Genomic DNA, 15,947 nt, shown 5'->3' with positions numbered 1-15,947 from the left:
ACGATATAATAGGAGTTTCTGTGAATAAACCTCTTTATGAGAGCTACCTGCAAGCTAAAGCGGACAAAAAAGCTTCATATGCACGAGATCTCGCTACTTACTTAAATGTCAGTGAAGCCGAACTCACTCATGCCCGTGTAGGACACGATGCAAAGCGTCTACGCAATGATGTACAAGAATTATTAAAAGCATTGAGTAAAGTAGGTGAAGTCAAAGCGATTACTCGTAATGATATTGCTGTTCATGAACACCTTGGTGAATACACAAATGCCCGTTTTAACGATCACGCAGGGTTAATCTTAAATCCGCGTGCAATGGATTTACGCTTTTTCTTCGCTTATTGGTCAAGTATTTTTGCACTTACCGAAGAAACATCAAAAGGAACGCGTTATAGCATTCAATTCTTTGATATGCATGGTGATGCATTACATAAAGTCTATGCAACAGATAACACGAATATGGATGAATGGAATGCACTTATTCAAGCATTTTTATCTGAAGAAAACCCCGTTCTAAATATCACTCCTGTTGAACCATACTCAAACACGCCTGTTAGTAATGAATTAGCGGAACAACTTGAACAACAATGGCGTTCAATGACTGACGTTCACCAATTCTTCAAATTACTAAAAGAAAATAACTTAAGTCGTCAACAAGCATTCAAAGCGGTTCCTGATGACCTTGCTTATCAAGTTGATAACAACGCGCTGAAAACCTTATTAGAGCTCGCTAAAGAAGCGCAAAACGAGATCATGATATTTGTCGGTAGCCGTGGCTGTGTACAAATTTTTACAGGCCAAATTGATCGTCTAGTACCGCATCAATTTGAAAATAGTGAGCAAGTTTGGATCAACGTTTTCAATCCTGCTTTTACACTTCATTTAATTGAAAGTGAAATTGCAGAGAGTTGGGTAACACGTAAACCAACTCAAGATGGGTTTGTTACCAGCCTTGAAATCTTTGATAACAAGGGACAGCAAATTGCTCAACTCTACGGACAACGCACTGAAGGTACTGCTGAGCAACTACAGTGGCGTGAACAAGTGAATACCCTCACTAAAATCGCCTAATCGGAGAATTATTTAATGAAAAAATGGCTTCTTTTGATCCTGTGTAGCGTCATGTCGTTCATTAGCTCTGCCAATGAACGTATCGTAACCATTGGTGGTGATATCACAGAGATTGTTTTCGCATTAGGTGCAGGCGAGCAGATTATTGCAAGAGACAGCACCAGTTTAGTTCCTGAACAAGTGAAAACACTTCCTGATGTGGGTTATATGCGAATGCTAAACCCAGAAGGAATTTTATCTGTCAAACCAACGTTGATCATTACCAGTGAACTCGCTCGCCCTTCTTTAGCATTACGTCGTATTAAAGAAGCTGGAGTTGCTGTTAAAACGATTACAGGTACACATTCATTAGAAGCCATTAATGAAAAAATAGACACCATTGCGACGGTTTTAAATAAAGAACAAGAAGGCAATCAACTAAAAGAGAAACTCGCCCTCTCTATTAAGCAAATTTCAACCACTCCTATCAATAAGAAAGTCATTTATATCATGAGTCATGGTGGTGTTGTTCCAATGGCTGCGGGTCAAAATACAGCTGCGGATACCATTATTTCACTGGTCGGCGGTAAAAACGCCATGCAAGGGTTTACAAGCTATCGCCCACTTTCTCAAGAAGGTGTTATTGCAAGCCAACCTGATATTTTGTTAGTAACCAAAGAAGGTATTAAAGGTATTGGCGGAATTGAAAAACTATGGGAGTTACCTGGCATAAAATACACACCAGCGGGTAAAAACAAGCATTATGTTGTTGTTGATGACATGGGATTATTAGGCTTTACCCTTTCAACACCAGAAGTCATGCATCAAATTCGTCAAGCGTTGGAGCAATAATGTCTCGTTTTCGTTCACCGTGGATGAGTATTTTAGTTTTACTCTTTTTACTCACTACGGTTACATTAATTTCTGTGAATAGCGGTGCATTAGCCCTTTCGTTTCATACATTATGGAATAGCTCTTTTGATGATATGGAATGGCAAATTTGGCTAGATATCCGTCTACCTCGCGTATTATTAGCCATTCTTGTTGGAGGAGCTTTAGCAATATCGGGCGCAATAATGCAGGGATTATTTAGAAACTCATTAGCTGATCCTGGTTTACTTGGTATTAGTAGCGGTGCAGCACTAATGGTTGCCATTGTGATTATTCTACCGTTCTCTTTTTCGCCAGCCTTTGCATTTTACAGTCATATTGTTGCCGCCTTTATTGGCGGTTTAATTGTGGCAATGATTATCTTCTCATTGCATCAATTAAGTGATGGTAATTTAGCGCGGTTATTGCTTGCCGGTATTGCTATCAATGCGCTATGTATGTCTTTTATTGGTGTATTAAGTTACATCAGTACCGACCAACAGTTACGTCAATTCTCACTTTGGATGATGGGTTCATTAAGCCAGATTGACTGGAAAACTTTATCTATTGCAACCATTGTGATCATTCCTGTCAGCATTTTGGCATGTTGGCAAAGCCATAAATTAAACCTATTACAACTTGGTGATGAAGAAGCGCATTACTTAGGGCTAAATGTGAGAAGAACCAAGTTTATTTTGTTACTTCTTAGCGCCATTTTAATTGGCTGTGCTGTCGCACTGAGTGGTGTTATTGGATTTATTGGACTTGTTGTTCCGCACCTTATTCGTATGCGCATTGGGAGTAATCATGTATGGCTATTACCTGCCACTATTTTAGGTGGTGCGACACTATTACTCGCTGCTGACACATTATCACGAACATTGGTATCTCCAGCAGAAATCCCTGTGGGGCTCATTACAGGATTAATTGGTGGTCCTTATTTCCTTTGGCTGATCTTACGACAACCCGCAGGAAGAATGTCATGATTGAAAAACAAAACACGCCATTACTTTATGGAAATAATTTAACTTACCGAATCGGCAATAAGACCATTATTGATGATGTGTCGCTTTCGTTTAATGCTGGGGAATTAGTTACCATTATTGGCCCTAATGGCGCAGGAAAATCATCGCTATTACGCTTATTAACAGGCTATACAACACCAACACAAGGTCAATGTTATTTTAAACAAAAAAACTATTCACAATGGAATAGCCAGCAATTAGCGCAAAACCGTGCTGTTATGCGACAAAATAGTCAGCTTTCATTTTCATTTTCAGTCGAAGAAGTGGTTGCTATGGGAAGAACACCTCATGGGCAGCAACATAAAAAAATGGCAATTGAAACCGCACTACTCCAAACAGACTGTTTAAAATTTAAAGATAGAGACTATCGTCAATTATCGGGAGGAGAACAACAGCGAGTACAACTTGCTAGAGTGTTAGCGCAATTATGGCACCCTACACCACAAGAAGCCGTATTGTTCCTTGATGAACCAACCTCCGCACTTGATCTTTACCACCAGCAACACAGCTTACGTTTATTAAAAAAATTGGCAAAAACACAAAATCTTATGGTGTGTTGTGTTTTGCATGATCTTAATTTAGCGTCTCTTTATGCTGATAGAATTTTATTACTGCATCAAGGAAAGTTAGTTTGTGAAGGTACACCACACAGCGTACTCACAACAGAAAATATACAAAAATGGTATGGCGCAGATGTGAGTGTTAATACTCATCCAGAACATTTATATCCTCAAGTTTTTCTACGCCCCTAAAAAGAGCACCACCTAAATTTTTATTACCAAGCCACCTTTTAGCATTACTTTCTAATAGGTGGCTTAGTTAATTTATTATCAATAAACTTATCAATTGAAAATAAAATGGTGAAGGTAATATCACATTAATTGATTAATAAATCTTATTTTAATTTTTCGATACTCAGTCAAATAAATTGAATTTCAAATACACCTTAATCAATGATTAGCTTGCGTTTCACACCAAAAAGCATAACAGAGCGACAAATAAAAGGTATAACAGAACTATTAAGTTAAAAAAATAAATCAATAAATTCAACAAAGTAAAAGTCATACAAAATATCATTTTTAATTAGAAATATTCAGCAAACTGAACTTTACTTAAACTATATAAGTCACGCCTATCGTTGTGATAATGATTATCAATCACGAAAAGCACTTTTTGCCTACCTGTTATTTTCCCCATGCTTAAAATAGGTTATAAATAACATACGTTACTATTCTATTTACTTGGGCACTGTGTCCCCACCATTTTTGTGGGAGGTTTTATGGCTGAAAATGTCGTTAATGATATTCTGAAATGGTTAGAAACCCAGTTACAACGTAACGAAGGTATAAAAATCGATACGATTGCAAATAAAAGTGGCTACTCTAAGTGGCACTTGCAACGCATTTTTAAAGATTTTAAAGGCTGCACATTAGGCGAATATGTTCGTAAACGTCGCTTATTAGAAGCTGCTAAATCATTACAAGAAAAAGATATGTCTATTCTAGATATCGCTTTAATGTATGGTTTTAGCTCTCAAGCAACATTTACACGTATCTTTAAAAAGCATTTCAATACTACACCCGCTAAATTTAGAGAAAATGGCAAAATGCCAGACACTCATTGCTTTATGTCATGTGAAAATCACTAATCAATTTCACATCACAGTATTCTTCATGAAAAAAACCAGCTTTTTAGCTGGTTTTTATGCTTATTGTTTATCGTTTTCTAACATTGATAAAAATTACGCTATCGCTGTCACAAGCCATTCTTGAAGCTCGTTAAGCTCTATTTTATTATTAGGATATCGCTGAATGAGTTGCTCAATAAGCGCTTTTAGAGACTCAGGTGTGTAACGTTGCCCTACCAACATCTCTGATAATGCTTCTAATGGCGCAGGATCTAAACTGTCTGTATATATTTGACTTCTAATAACGTTGCCACGCTCAATATCAAAATGCAGCTCAACGCCCCCCCATTTAAAACGATTATCTAAAAGATGTGAAAATGCAGGTGCTTGTCCAAAATTCCATTCCCAGCTACTTTGTTTAGTGAAAGTTTCTTCAAAACCGGGTAAATCAGGTAATTTTTGCGGTGAAATAATCTCTGCTTCTACTCGTTCACCATAGTATTCAAAAAAGCTTTCAGTGATAGTTTCACAAAGTTTTTCATGGGTAATATTAGGTTGAAGCTCGATCAAATTAGCCACTCGAGAGCGAACAGAAGTGATACCTTTAGCTTGAAGTTTTTTCGGATCTGGATTGAGGTAATTAGCTAGTCTAGATAAGTTAGAATTTATTAATAATGTACCATGATGAAAACCACGATCTTTAGTCTCTTTATAGGCTGATCCAGAAACCTTTCTTTCACCATCATCTTGAGGAACCACCAAATCGTTACGTCCTGATGCCGTAGCATTAATGCCCGCTTTTAACAATCCATCAAGAATAATTTGAGTTGAAATTGTTTTATTATATTCTGGCTTTCCTGCCATAAAGGTAAAACAGGTATTGCCAAGATCATGGAAAACAGCCCCACCACCACTTGAACGGCGAGCTAATTTCACACCATCTTCATCCATTTTACGGGTATTACACTCTTTCCATGGATTCTGTGCTCGACCAATAACTACCGTATTATCGTTACGCCAAAGAAAAAGTACGCGTTGATCAGCGGGCATTTGTCTAAAAATACACTCTTCAACAGCAAGGTTAAACCAAGGATCATAAGACTCGGAAATTAACAGACGCAATTTGCCTGACATAAGGAATACCTATATGAAGAAAATAAGGTATAAGATACCATAACTCTCAATATATTAGGCTGTTAAATGGCACGAAACTACAATCGGCGAGCCTGCCAAAATGTCTTTTTCCAATAGACATTATCAAGGGATGAACGAGTTACTCCTTTGCTAGTTGATGCATGAATAAATGTATTATCAGTATCATAAATACCGACATGAAGCCCATTTTCACCACCGCCCGTTTTGAAGAAAACCAAATCACCAGGCATTAAATCACTTTTACTGATTTGTGTACCATATTTGGTTTGATCAATGGTCATTCGAGGAAGTTTTATATCAAAACGATCACTGTAAGTTTTATACACGAAGCCTGAACAATCAATACCAGAAGGCGTCATTCCACCATAGCTGTAAGGCGTACCATACCATTGCTCAAGTTGCGATTTTAATTGCACTATCACCATGATGGGATCGGAAAGTTGTGTTTTTAAGGGAGGCGCTGGTGGAATACGCTTAGACGGACTAGATGAACACCCAGCCAGCAGAATAATACAGAGTAAGAAAGGATAAAAAACGGACTTTCTCATTGCATCCACCATTGTTATTACCATAGATTTTAAAATCTATCTGCTTTTTTAAGCAAAAACAAGTTATTGAAGATGAATGAGTGATGATTGGTAGAATAAATCGCACAATTAACAACAGGGATCAGAAAATAAATTCTGCAATCATTAAGTTAATGTGATTGTGCTTCTTTCGTTTTTTGGCTTATTAACCACACTCCGACCATGATAAATGCTACACCCGCTGTTTTTGTCCATGATGGTGTTTCTTGAAACCAAGGCAATATCACTGCAAGAATATAAACAAACACATAACTCAAGCTGATCAGCGGATAGGCTTTATTTAAAGGAATGGTACGTAAAGTGAATAGCCAGCAAACCATAGAAAGAACATAACCGACAAGGCCAGCAAACACGATAGCGAGTGGCGTTACATTGGCCCACAACCATGAAAAATCAACCCACTGTTTTTCTAGCTGTAAAGCTGGTAATTCAGACATACCAAACTTTAGCAACAATTGAGCTGCCGTCACTAATAATGCGCTTCCAATTGCCCATAGATAGCCTTTCATACTTGTATACTCATCAATATAATACCAATCATAATTGACGCGATACCAATCCAATGTTTTACATTAACGGGCTCTTTATAAACAAACTGGCCAATTAATGTCACCACAATAAAGTTAATACTTAACATAGGATAAGCAATACTAAGAGGCAGAATTTGTAATAATCGTAACCAAAACAACATCCCCAAACCAAGCATTGCAATGGCAATAAAAAGCCAGAAAATCGTTTTTCTGGCTTTTGTTAATGAGTCACTTTGCCAGCTAACCACCGCTTGCTTTTGACAAACTTGCCCTATGCAGGTCAAAAAGCTCACGATCAGCAATAAAACAAATGACATTAATTACGCTTCTCATAAGTTAAAATAGCAACTCGATGGTTTGTCACCAGCTCTTCAGGTCTTGGTAATTGTGCTAGTTTCTTAGGATCTTTAAAGGTAATAACAACTGAAACATTCCCTTCTTTTCTTGCTTCTTCTAACCACTGAGCAAAATTATCAGGCTTAATTAATTTATGCTGAGAATCAGGGTACTCTTCAACACCGTAAGTTAATTCGCCTGTTCTTTCATAAAGGTAAATATCGCTACGCTGTAATTCCCACGCTAATCCCGCGCCGATACCAACACTATTGCTCACAATGTATTTGCTTGCGTTTAATGTCTCTATATTTTGGCGAATAAATTCTTGAGGTAACTTTCCATCTACGCTGCTATTTGGTATTGCCTGACCGATACATAAGCTAACGCCTAGCGAACAAGACGCCGCCCATAACCAGTGTTTTCCATTAAGTGTAGAGCAAAGATAACCAATAATGCCCCATAATGAAAATGCCACTATAGCTAATACCCATTTAGACCATTCATATGGCATATATATAGGTTTTGAAGAAGCGAGTTGGATAATTAAAATAGCGATAACAACAGCAACACCAATAAAGATATTGATATAACCATTTATACGCAGCGCTTTCATTCTAAATTTGCGTGCACAATCTACGCCATATTTCGCCATTAGCATTGCTAGCGGCGCCATAAACGGCAGCATATACGTCGGTAGCTTACCTTTCGCAATACTAAAAAATAAGAATGGAACGGCAAACCAGCATAATAAGAAAAATAATTCAGGACGCTTACGTCTTTTCTTCCATGCGCTAGTTAATGCTCCAGGCAATAGACCAAGCCACGGTATAACGCCGAGTAATACAACAGGAATGTAGTACCAAAATGGAGAACTATGTTGAGCATCTTCACCCGAAAAACGCTGAATATGTTCAACCCAGAAGAAGTAGTGCCAATAATCTGGCTCTGCCTTAGCAATAGCCAATGCCCACGGCAAACTAATTAATGCTGCACTAAATACGGCAAGTAAGCCATAGAGCAACATTTGCGTAAATTGTTTTTGATACAGCGTGATAGGTATCATAACAATGACCGGAATAGCTAACGCTAAAAATCCTTTGGTCATAAATGCCATACCACATGCAAGCCCTAATGTTATCCACGCCAATATTCGTGTTTTTACTGTGGTAGCTTTAAGCGCCCAAAAACAGCAAACCATACTTGCGGTAACCCAAAGTGCCAACATAGGATCTAATACACTGTAAGTACCTACGCTAAACACTAAGAACATGGATAAATAGATTAAACTAGAAACAAAGGCAACTTGGCGGTTACGCCACATCATTCTTGCCAATAAATAGACAAGTAATGTGCTTAAGAGAATAGAAATAACTGAGCCAAAACGTACAGCAAAATTGGTGTGGCCAAAAATTAATTGGCTAACATTATTGATCCAATAACCTGCTACGGGCTTCTCAAAATAGCGAATATCGAGCATATGAGGAACAATCCAGTTCCCGCTCACCACCATTTCACGGCTAATTTCCGCATAACGGGTTTCATCTGGTTGCCATAATAACCGGCTGTTCAATGGAAATAAGTAGGTAAGAACAAAAAAAAGAGCCAAGAGGATGGCCCCGATTTTACTCGCCCGGTTATTCAACATAGTTTCGTTAGACCTCTTGTTGGCACCCTAACCAGCCTTCTCGACCTGGAAAGTCAGATCGAACAACTTTACCCATCGGAAGCGTTTCTTTATCTAGTGGTAATAAATCGCTTAACGGACAGAATTCGATGCCTTCATTTGCAATCATTGCCAGTAACTGCTCAAATTGAGCGGCTTTTGACATTCCTTCAACTTCGGTATGGATAGTATAAACAGGTATTCCACTGTCTTTTTTGATTTCATCAATAATAAATTGATTAAAATCTTCATCCTTTACCTTTGTACCAACAACTTCATCATAAGTTGGTAATGTTACTGGAATTTGCACCGTACCGATAGAACCATTTTCTAAAATGGGCCTAAAAGGATGCGTTCCTCGACAATCGCTATTGTAATCGAATTGAAAAGTTTCTTTCACTGTTAATACGCGTTCATCTGCTCGCCATCCAGCAACTGCCGAACATTTTACAGGGTTTTCAAGTGCTTTTTCCAGTGCTTCAACACCTAAACGAACTTGTTGCATTAATTCTTCTGTTGACCAGCGCCCGACTTTTGCTTGCCAGCCTTGATGATCCCATGAATGCAATCCAACTTCATGTCCCGCATCTTGGGTTTCTTTCATCAAATAACCTAAATTTTTAGCAATTTTTTTACCCGGCCATGCTGTTCCTGCTAATAAAATATCTAAGCCGTACAGTGATGCAGCATTAGATCTCAGCATTTTCCATAAAAATTTAGGCTTTAAAAGGCGCCATAAATGGCGCCCCATATTATCTGGACCCACACTAAAGAAGAAGCTGGCATGAATGTTATATCTGGCAAATACATCCAGCAGTTGTGGAATACCTTGTTTCGTTCCTTGATAAGTATCCACATCAACTCTCAAACCAACTTTCTTCATTATTTATTCCTATTTAGTGCCTAATTCTTCAACTGCGCCACGTAAGAAGAAATCTAATGTTTCTTCTACTGTTTGGCGAGTTTCAATACTTGGTTTCCAATCCAATAAACGCTCTGCGTTTTTAATGCTTGGCTTACGGTGTTCAACATCTTGGTAGCCTTTACCATAGTAACTGCTACTTTCAATTTTCTTGAAGCCTGCAAATGGAGGGAAGTGACCACGTAACTCATGTTTTTCAAAGCAATCTAACAGCATTTCTGCTAATTCGCGAATACTTGCTTCGTTAGTTGGATTACCGATATTGATAATTTGGCCGTCACATTTGTTATCACGGTTTTCAATAATACGGAATAAAGCTTCAATACCGTCATTAATATCAGTGAAACAACGTTTTTGCTCACCACCATCAACCAATTTAATTGGAGAACCTTCAACCAAGTTCAGAATTAATTGTGTGATTGCACGAGAGCTACCAATACGTGCTGAATTTAAGTTATCTAAACGAGGTCCCATCCAGTTAAATGGACGGAATAACGTAAATTTAAGACCTTCTTTGGCGCCATAAGCCCAAATAACTCGGTCTAATAACTGTTTAGATACAGAGTAAATCCAACGTTGTTTATTGATTGGGCCAACAATCAGACGTGAATTATCTTCGTCAAACTCTTTATCATCACACATACCATAAACTTCTGATGTGGATGGGAAAATAATACGCTTATTATATTTAACACAATAACGTACAATTTTTAAGTTTTCTTCAAAGTCTAATTCAAATACACGTAATGGATTACGGGTATATTCAATTGGTGTTGCAATAGCCACTAATGGCAGAATAACGTCACATTTTTTAATGTGGTATTCAATCCATTCTGTATGAATGCTCACATCACCTTCAATAAAGTGGAAACGTGGATTACCAATAAAGCGCTCAATTGCAGAAGAACCGATATCCATACCATAAATATCATAGTTATCATCTTTCAATAGACGCTCTGTTAAATGGTTACCAATAAAGCCATTCACACCTAAAATCAGAACACGTTTACGACGTTTTACTTGTGCCGTTGCTTTGGGTCCAACACGAACATCAGTCACAATGCCCATTTCTGCCGCTAAACGACTTCCTTGAACATAAAGACCATTTTCACTTTGGCCAGTAACAACTTCGATTGCACCTTTCGCACACGCAATCACTAAAGGTTCTGTTGAAATGACAGTACCAGGACGTTTGCCTTGATTATCAGCAATAGCGCGTGAACGCCAGATAATCATTTTGCGTTCACCTAAGAAAGTGAATGCACCTGGGTATGGTTCTGTAACAGCACGTACTAAGTTGTGGACTGTTTTTGCATCTGCATTCCAGTCGATTAAACCATCATCAGCGCAACGACGGCCAAAATAAGTTGCTTGGCTTTCATCTTGTGCAGTTGTTGAATAATCACCTGATGCAATATGTGGCAACGCGTTAGAAAGTAACTTATCAGCGGCTTCTCTTACTTTTTCATGTAAAATCAGAGAAGTATCATTATCTGCAATAGTGACTTTTTCTTGAGCAACGATATCACCTGCATCAGCTTTCGCTGTCATTTTATGCAGAGTAACACCCGTTTCTGTTTCACCGTTCACAATCGCCCAATTAATTGGTGCGCGGCCACGATATTTTGGTAATAAAGAACCGTGTAAATTAAACGCGCCTTTTGGTGCCAAATTCAGGATCTCATCACTTAACATGTGACGATAATAGAAAGAAAAAATGACATCAGGTTTCATTTCACGAATACGTTCAATCCACAATGGGTGATTGACATTTTCAGGTGCAAATACTGTCAATCCCATTTCTGCACTCACACGAGCAACAGATGAGAAGAAATGATTTTCATTAGGATCGTCAGTGTGGGTAAATACAGCCTGAATATCATAACCTGCTTTTTCAAGTGCTTTCAAACCAACACAGCCAATATCGTGATAGGCAAATACTATTGCTTTCATTAGTCTTTTTCCTGATCTTCGTTGGGTTTATTAATACCAACCACTTTTTGGATAAAATACCGAGGACGCGCTCTTACATCATTATAAATTCGGCCTATATACTCACCTAATAAGCCCATTGCAACGAACTGCGCACCGATAAACATAAATAAGATTGCAAAAAGTGTGAATACACCTTCAGCAGCCCACATTGCACCGAAAATAATACGTAAAATAATCAACAGTAAAGCTAAGACAAAGCCAGATACAGCGATCACACTGCCGACAATGCTTAATAAACGTAATGGTGCCGTGGTTAGACAAGTTAATAGGTCGTACATTAAATTAATCAGCTTTAAAAAACTGTATTTTGAATCGCCATATTCACGCTCTGCGTGTGCAACATCAATTTCAATAGTACGACGAGCGAATGTGTTCGCAAGAATTGGAATAAATGTACTTCTTTCGTGACACTGTAACATCGCTTCAACAATATGGCGACGATAAGCACGCAACATACAACCGTAGTCTCCCATAGAGCGACCCGTTGCTTTAGTGATCATTGAGTTGATCATTTTTGAAGCGGTTTTACGAAACCATGAATCTTGGCGGTTACGACGACGAGTTCCGACAACGTCATACCCTTCTTCAGCAGTCGCGACAAGTCTTGGGATCTCTTCAGGTGGATTTTGTAAATCAGCATCCAATGTGATCACTAAATCACCATCAGCCTGATTAAAACCAGCCATAATTGCGGAGTGTTGGCCGTAATTACGGTTTAAAATAATTGCAATAACGTGATTTTCTTCAATGGCAGCCGCTTCTTCTAACATCTTAGCTGAATTGTCGCTACTACCATCATCAACAAGGATCAGTTCATATTCTTGTCCTAATTGTTTACAGCTTTTAATTGTACGTTCTAAAAGCTGAGGAAGGCTCTCTTCCTCGTTATAAACGGGGATTACAACCGATACTTTCTTGATTTCATCAAATGTTGACACTTAAATATGCTCCGAAAGAATTTCATTGATCGCATCTACAACGCGAATAACATCTTCATTACTCATATCAGGAAACAGCGGCAGCGAGCATAACGTTGCAGAGTTCCATTCTGATTGAGGAAGGGATAAAGAAGGATAGCGCTCACGATAATATTTTTGGGTGTGCGCTGCGCGGAAATGAAGCCCTGTACCAATATCTTTTTGCTTCAATTTCTCCATAAAAGCATCACGATCGATACCACAGGCATTTTTATCAACTCTCACCATAAACAGGTGATTTGCATGTAAATGTGAATATTCAGGGACACTCAACATTTCTAATGGAGAATCTTTGAGTTTTTCACGATACAGTGCAACCAACTCAGCACGTTTAGCATTCATTTCATCTAAACGCCCTAATTGCACCACAGCAATCGCTGCATGAATATCAGATAAGTTGTATTTATAGCCAGGTTCAACAACTTCTGCTTGAGGTTTACGACCTTGAATTTGTCTATCAAAGGCATCTACCCCTAAACCGTGGAATTTTAAGCAACGTACTCTATTGGCTAATTCGTCATTATCAGTAACAACTAATCCGCCTTCTGCACAAGTTACATTTTTAATCGCGTGAAAAGAGAAAATAGAGGTTCCTTTTTCACCAATCCATTCATTTTTATAGCGAGTACCAATAGCATGCGCTGCATCTTCAATAAGAGGAATGCCTGCATCTTGTGCAACTTTTCTTAATGCATCAAGATCGCAAGGTGCACCCGCATAATGAACCGGAATAATTGCTTTCGTTCTAGGTGTAATTGCTTTTTTGACGTCTTCTGCACTCACCATCAAAGTATCACGGTCAACATCAATCATCACGGGCTCTGCACCAAGTAATGTGATGATGTTCATCGTCGAAACCCAAGTTTGTGATGGTGTGATAACTTCATCACCAGCGCCAATTCCCATCGCCATTAAAACAACATGCATACCCGCAGTGGCAGAGCAAATTGCGATAGCATGTTTGCTACCAAATTTTTCACAAAAATCTTGCTCTAATTGATGATTTTGAGGGCCTGTTGTAATCCAACCTGAACGCAGTACATCCTCAACGGCTTTGATTTCTTCATCGCCAATCGCAGGGCGAGAGAAAGGAAGGAAGTGACTCATAAAAATGTAGCCTAGTTAATGAATGAATAAAAAACAATTATATACAAACTATTGTTCACCGACATCCGTCTTATTAAGAAAACATTAAAAAATCCTTAATAATTACTTGGGGATAAGCTTAACAATAGTCATATTATTGCAAAACCCGCCAATCAATATGATCAACATCATTGATGCACTTGATATTTGAATTAAATGTAGTTGATAATAATTTTTCGTCCAATAAGAGTGCAGATGCGCCAGAATTAACCAAATATCCATTTTTTATGAGCCAAACTCTGCCTGCTTTTTGATAAGAATGATTCAAATTATGTGTACTCATAATAACGGCACCACCTTGTTGGCAAAATTTATCAACCCATTTATCCAAAATTGCCAACTGTACGACATCTAAATTATTCGTTGGTTCATCAAGTAATATTAATTTTCCTTTTAAATCATAACTTGACCATAATTGGATAAATGCACCAACAATTCTAACCCTTTGCCATTCGCCTCCTGATAAATGATGAATGTTTTTTGACAATAATTTGTCAATTTTAAAATCATTTAACAGCATATTTAATTGCTGAACATCCATTTTCGACAATTTATGATATAGCGAGAGATAATGAAAAACAGGCATAAATGACAAAGCTTCCAATTGTTGTATAACAATGCTCTGCATTCTAGAAAGATCATCATATTTATAATGTCTTATTGAAGTTTCGTTTAGAATGATTTCACCATTAAATGGAAGCTCTCCTGCGATTGCCATTAAAAGTGTGCTCTTTCCCGCGCCATTTGCGCCAATTAAGTGAACACGTTCGCCATAATTTACTTGTTCTGTAAATGCGTTAAGTCGATTATTAACACTTAAATTCTCAAGTTTAAGTAACGCCATATTACAAACGCCCCATCTCTTTTGTTGCCAATAACCAGATAAATAAAGGCGCACCAAGCGTTGCTGTAATCACTCCTATCGGAACTTCTGCACCATTTAAAATCAAGCGAGATAGCAGATCAGCAAGCAATAATAATCCGCCACCAGCAAGCGCGCACGCGGGTAATAACGTTTTATAATGGGTTATTCCACATAGTCTTAATAAATGCGGTACAACAAGCCCTACAAAGCTTATAGCGCCCGCTAAAGCAACGCTCAGCCCTATCAATAACCCAACGGCTAAAATAAACCAATTTCGCCATTGATTAACGGATATACCTAATTGCTTTGCTCTGAATGAACCCAAAGATAAATAATTAAGAACATCAGCTTGTAGAATAAGAATTAAGACAATAGGAATAAGAGTCCAAAATAAGATTTGATGACGCCAATCAATGCCACTAAAACTCCCCATCAACCAATACATTAATTGTCTTAAATCCAAAGCTGAACTGAAATAAACCAGCCAAGTCATTATCGCGCTTGCCATAACACCTAATGCCACACCAATTAATAGTAACTGAGCATTAGACAGTTTTCTTATGCGAGTAAAAAACATTAATAAGAGAGTGATCCCTAATGCACCGAGTATCGCCGCACTACTTATTAACCAAGGACTTAAACCAATTTGTAAAACAATGATTAATACAACACACACTCCCGCACCACTGCTTACTCCTAGTAATCCTGGCTCTGCGAGTGGATTTTGGAATAGTGCCTGCATAATAGCGCCTGCAATTGCTAGGCTGGCACCAACAGCCACTACTGCAAGTATTCTTGGTAAACGGATCTGCCAAACAAATAAATGGGCTTCATCTGTTAACCATTGATGTGGAAATAACGTAATCTCACCAACAGAGAGGGAAAAAACAAACAAGAAACATAATACTAATGTCATTAGAAACAGCTTTTTTCTGTCGTCAATGCGTTGTCTTTTAGTAAATTTAATCAGAGGATTTATTTCTTTTTCTTTATTCATTTCATTCCCTATCCATGCAACAACGGCTCTTACTGTTTTTATTTATAAAATAATTTTTTAGCAACATAACATGTTCGTATTCAATGATGAAAAACTAAATTTAGAACATGTAAGCCAGTCTCTAATAATGGAGAAAAAATTGGAATTAACTATCACAGTGTTGATATAGGCAAGAGATGAAAAGAAAGAGTCAAAATAAGAAA

The 15,947-nt window shown here is 38.0% G+C and carries 16 protein-coding genes; 5 read left to right on the top strand and 11 right to left on the bottom strand.

Annotated elements, in window-relative coordinates; all coding sequences use genetic code 11:
* Nucleotides 1-20 precede the first annotated feature (20 nt).
* The 5 genes from JEP36_RS01905 to JEP36_RS01885 all read left to right on the top strand — a co-directional run bounded on the left by JEP36_RS01905 (nt 21) and on the right by JEP36_RS01885 (nt 4,592).
* A complete protein-coding gene (locus JEP36_RS01905) occupies nt 21-1,070 on the top strand; it encodes a hemin-degrading factor (RefSeq protein ID WP_198619624.1) in 1,050 nt (349 codons plus the stop codon).
* A 15-nt stretch (nt 1,071-1,085) separates the two neighbouring features.
* The gene (locus tag JEP36_RS01900) at nt 1,086-1,901 is read left to right on the top strand and encodes a heme/hemin ABC transporter substrate-binding protein (protein ID WP_198619625.1); all 816 of its coding nucleotides are present in this window, start codon (nt 1,086-1,088) and stop codon (nt 1,899-1,901) included.
* Complete coding sequence (locus JEP36_RS01895; RefSeq protein ID WP_198619626.1) at nt 1,901-2,905, top strand: FecCD family ABC transporter permease; 1,005 nt, start codon at nt 1,901-1,903, stop codon at nt 2,903-2,905. Before JEP36_RS01900 ends, JEP36_RS01895 begins: the two co-directional genes overlap by 1 nt.
* Complete coding sequence (locus JEP36_RS01890; RefSeq protein ID WP_198619627.1) at nt 2,902-3,696, top strand: heme ABC transporter ATP-binding protein; 795 nt, start codon at nt 2,902-2,904, stop codon at nt 3,694-3,696. The genes JEP36_RS01895 and JEP36_RS01890 overlap by 4 nt, the downstream gene beginning before the upstream one ends.
* Before the next feature lie 527 nt (nt 3,697-4,223).
* Nucleotides 4,224-4,592 (top strand): helix-turn-helix domain-containing protein, encoded by a 369-nt coding sequence (locus JEP36_RS01885; RefSeq protein ID WP_069369334.1) that lies wholly within the window; start codon nt 4,224-4,226, stop codon nt 4,590-4,592.
* Between the two features lie 93 nt (nt 4,593-4,685).
* On the opposite strand, the gene JEP36_RS01880 is transcribed toward JEP36_RS01885, so the two are convergent.
* From JEP36_RS01880 to btuC, 11 genes are all read right to left on the bottom strand, one after another.
* On the bottom strand, nt 4,686-5,705 hold the full coding sequence (locus JEP36_RS01880) for a lipoate--protein ligase A (RefSeq protein WP_198629814.1): 1,020 nt from the start codon (nt 5,703-5,705) through the stop codon (nt 4,686-4,688).
* 77 nt (nt 5,706-5,782) lie between these two features.
* The gene (locus tag JEP36_RS01875) at nt 5,783-6,274 is read right to left on the bottom strand and encodes a C40 family peptidase (protein WP_036937364.1); all 492 of its coding nucleotides are present in this window, start codon (nt 6,272-6,274) and stop codon (nt 5,783-5,785) included.
* Between the two features lie 149 nt (nt 6,275-6,423).
* Entirely contained in the window at nt 6,424-6,822 is a 399-nt protein-coding gene (gene arnF, locus JEP36_RS01870) for a 4-amino-4-deoxy-L-arabinose-phosphoundecaprenol flippase subunit ArnF (protein WP_198619629.1), read from the bottom strand.
* Nucleotides 6,819-7,160, bottom strand: a complete 342-nt coding sequence (arnE, locus tag JEP36_RS01865) for a 4-amino-4-deoxy-L-arabinose-phosphoundecaprenol flippase subunit ArnE (RefSeq protein ID WP_198629813.1) — start codon at nt 7,158-7,160, stop codon at nt 6,819-6,821. Before arnE ends, arnF begins: the two co-directional genes overlap by 4 nt.
* The gene (arnT, locus tag JEP36_RS01860; RefSeq protein WP_198629812.1) at nt 7,160-8,824 is read right to left on the bottom strand and encodes a lipid IV(A) 4-amino-4-deoxy-L-arabinosyltransferase; all 1,665 of its coding nucleotides are present in this window, start codon (nt 8,822-8,824) and stop codon (nt 7,160-7,162) included. Before arnT ends, arnE begins: the two co-directional genes overlap by 1 nt.
* Nucleotides 8,825-8,831: 7 nt before the next feature.
* The gene (gene arnD, locus JEP36_RS01855) at nt 8,832-9,725 is read right to left on the bottom strand and encodes a 4-deoxy-4-formamido-L-arabinose-phosphoundecaprenol deformylase (RefSeq protein WP_198629811.1); all 894 of its coding nucleotides are present in this window, start codon (nt 9,723-9,725) and stop codon (nt 8,832-8,834) included.
* Nucleotides 9,726-9,734: 9 nt separating this feature from the next.
* The gene (gene arnA, locus JEP36_RS01850; RefSeq protein WP_198629810.1) at nt 9,735-11,717 is read right to left on the bottom strand and encodes a bifunctional UDP-4-amino-4-deoxy-L-arabinose formyltransferase/UDP-glucuronic acid oxidase ArnA; all 1,983 of its coding nucleotides are present in this window, start codon (nt 11,715-11,717) and stop codon (nt 9,735-9,737) included.
* Nucleotides 11,717-12,697 carry an undecaprenyl-phosphate 4-deoxy-4-formamido-L-arabinose transferase gene (gene arnC / locus JEP36_RS01845; protein WP_198619632.1) on the bottom strand — a complete coding sequence of 327 codons (981 nt, stop codon included), beginning with the start codon at nt 12,695-12,697 and terminating at the stop codon, nt 11,717-11,719. The genes arnA and arnC overlap by 1 nt, the downstream gene beginning before the upstream one ends.
* A complete protein-coding gene (gene arnB, locus JEP36_RS01840) occupies nt 12,698-13,843 on the bottom strand; it encodes a UDP-4-amino-4-deoxy-L-arabinose aminotransferase (RefSeq protein ID WP_109372452.1) in 1,146 nt (381 codons plus the stop codon).
* Between the two features lie 133 nt (nt 13,844-13,976).
* A complete protein-coding gene (locus JEP36_RS01835; protein WP_198619634.1) occupies nt 13,977-14,726 on the bottom strand; it encodes a vitamin B12 ABC transporter ATP-binding protein BtuD in 750 nt (249 codons plus the stop codon).
* Nucleotide 14,727: 1 nt separating this feature from the next.
* Nucleotides 14,728-15,744 (bottom strand): vitamin B12 ABC transporter permease BtuC, encoded by a 1,017-nt coding sequence (btuC, locus tag JEP36_RS01830; protein WP_198625557.1) that lies wholly within the window; start codon nt 15,742-15,744, stop codon nt 14,728-14,730.
* Nucleotides 15,745-15,947: the final 203 nt, after the last annotated feature.

The sequence above is a fragment of the Proteus sp. PR00208 genome, assembly GCF_016238545.1.
Taxonomy (GTDB): Bacteria; Pseudomonadota; Gammaproteobacteria; order Enterobacterales; family Enterobacteriaceae; genus Proteus.
Note: the sequence above shows the minus strand (reverse complement) of the source record. Positions and strands in the feature narration are given on the sequence as shown.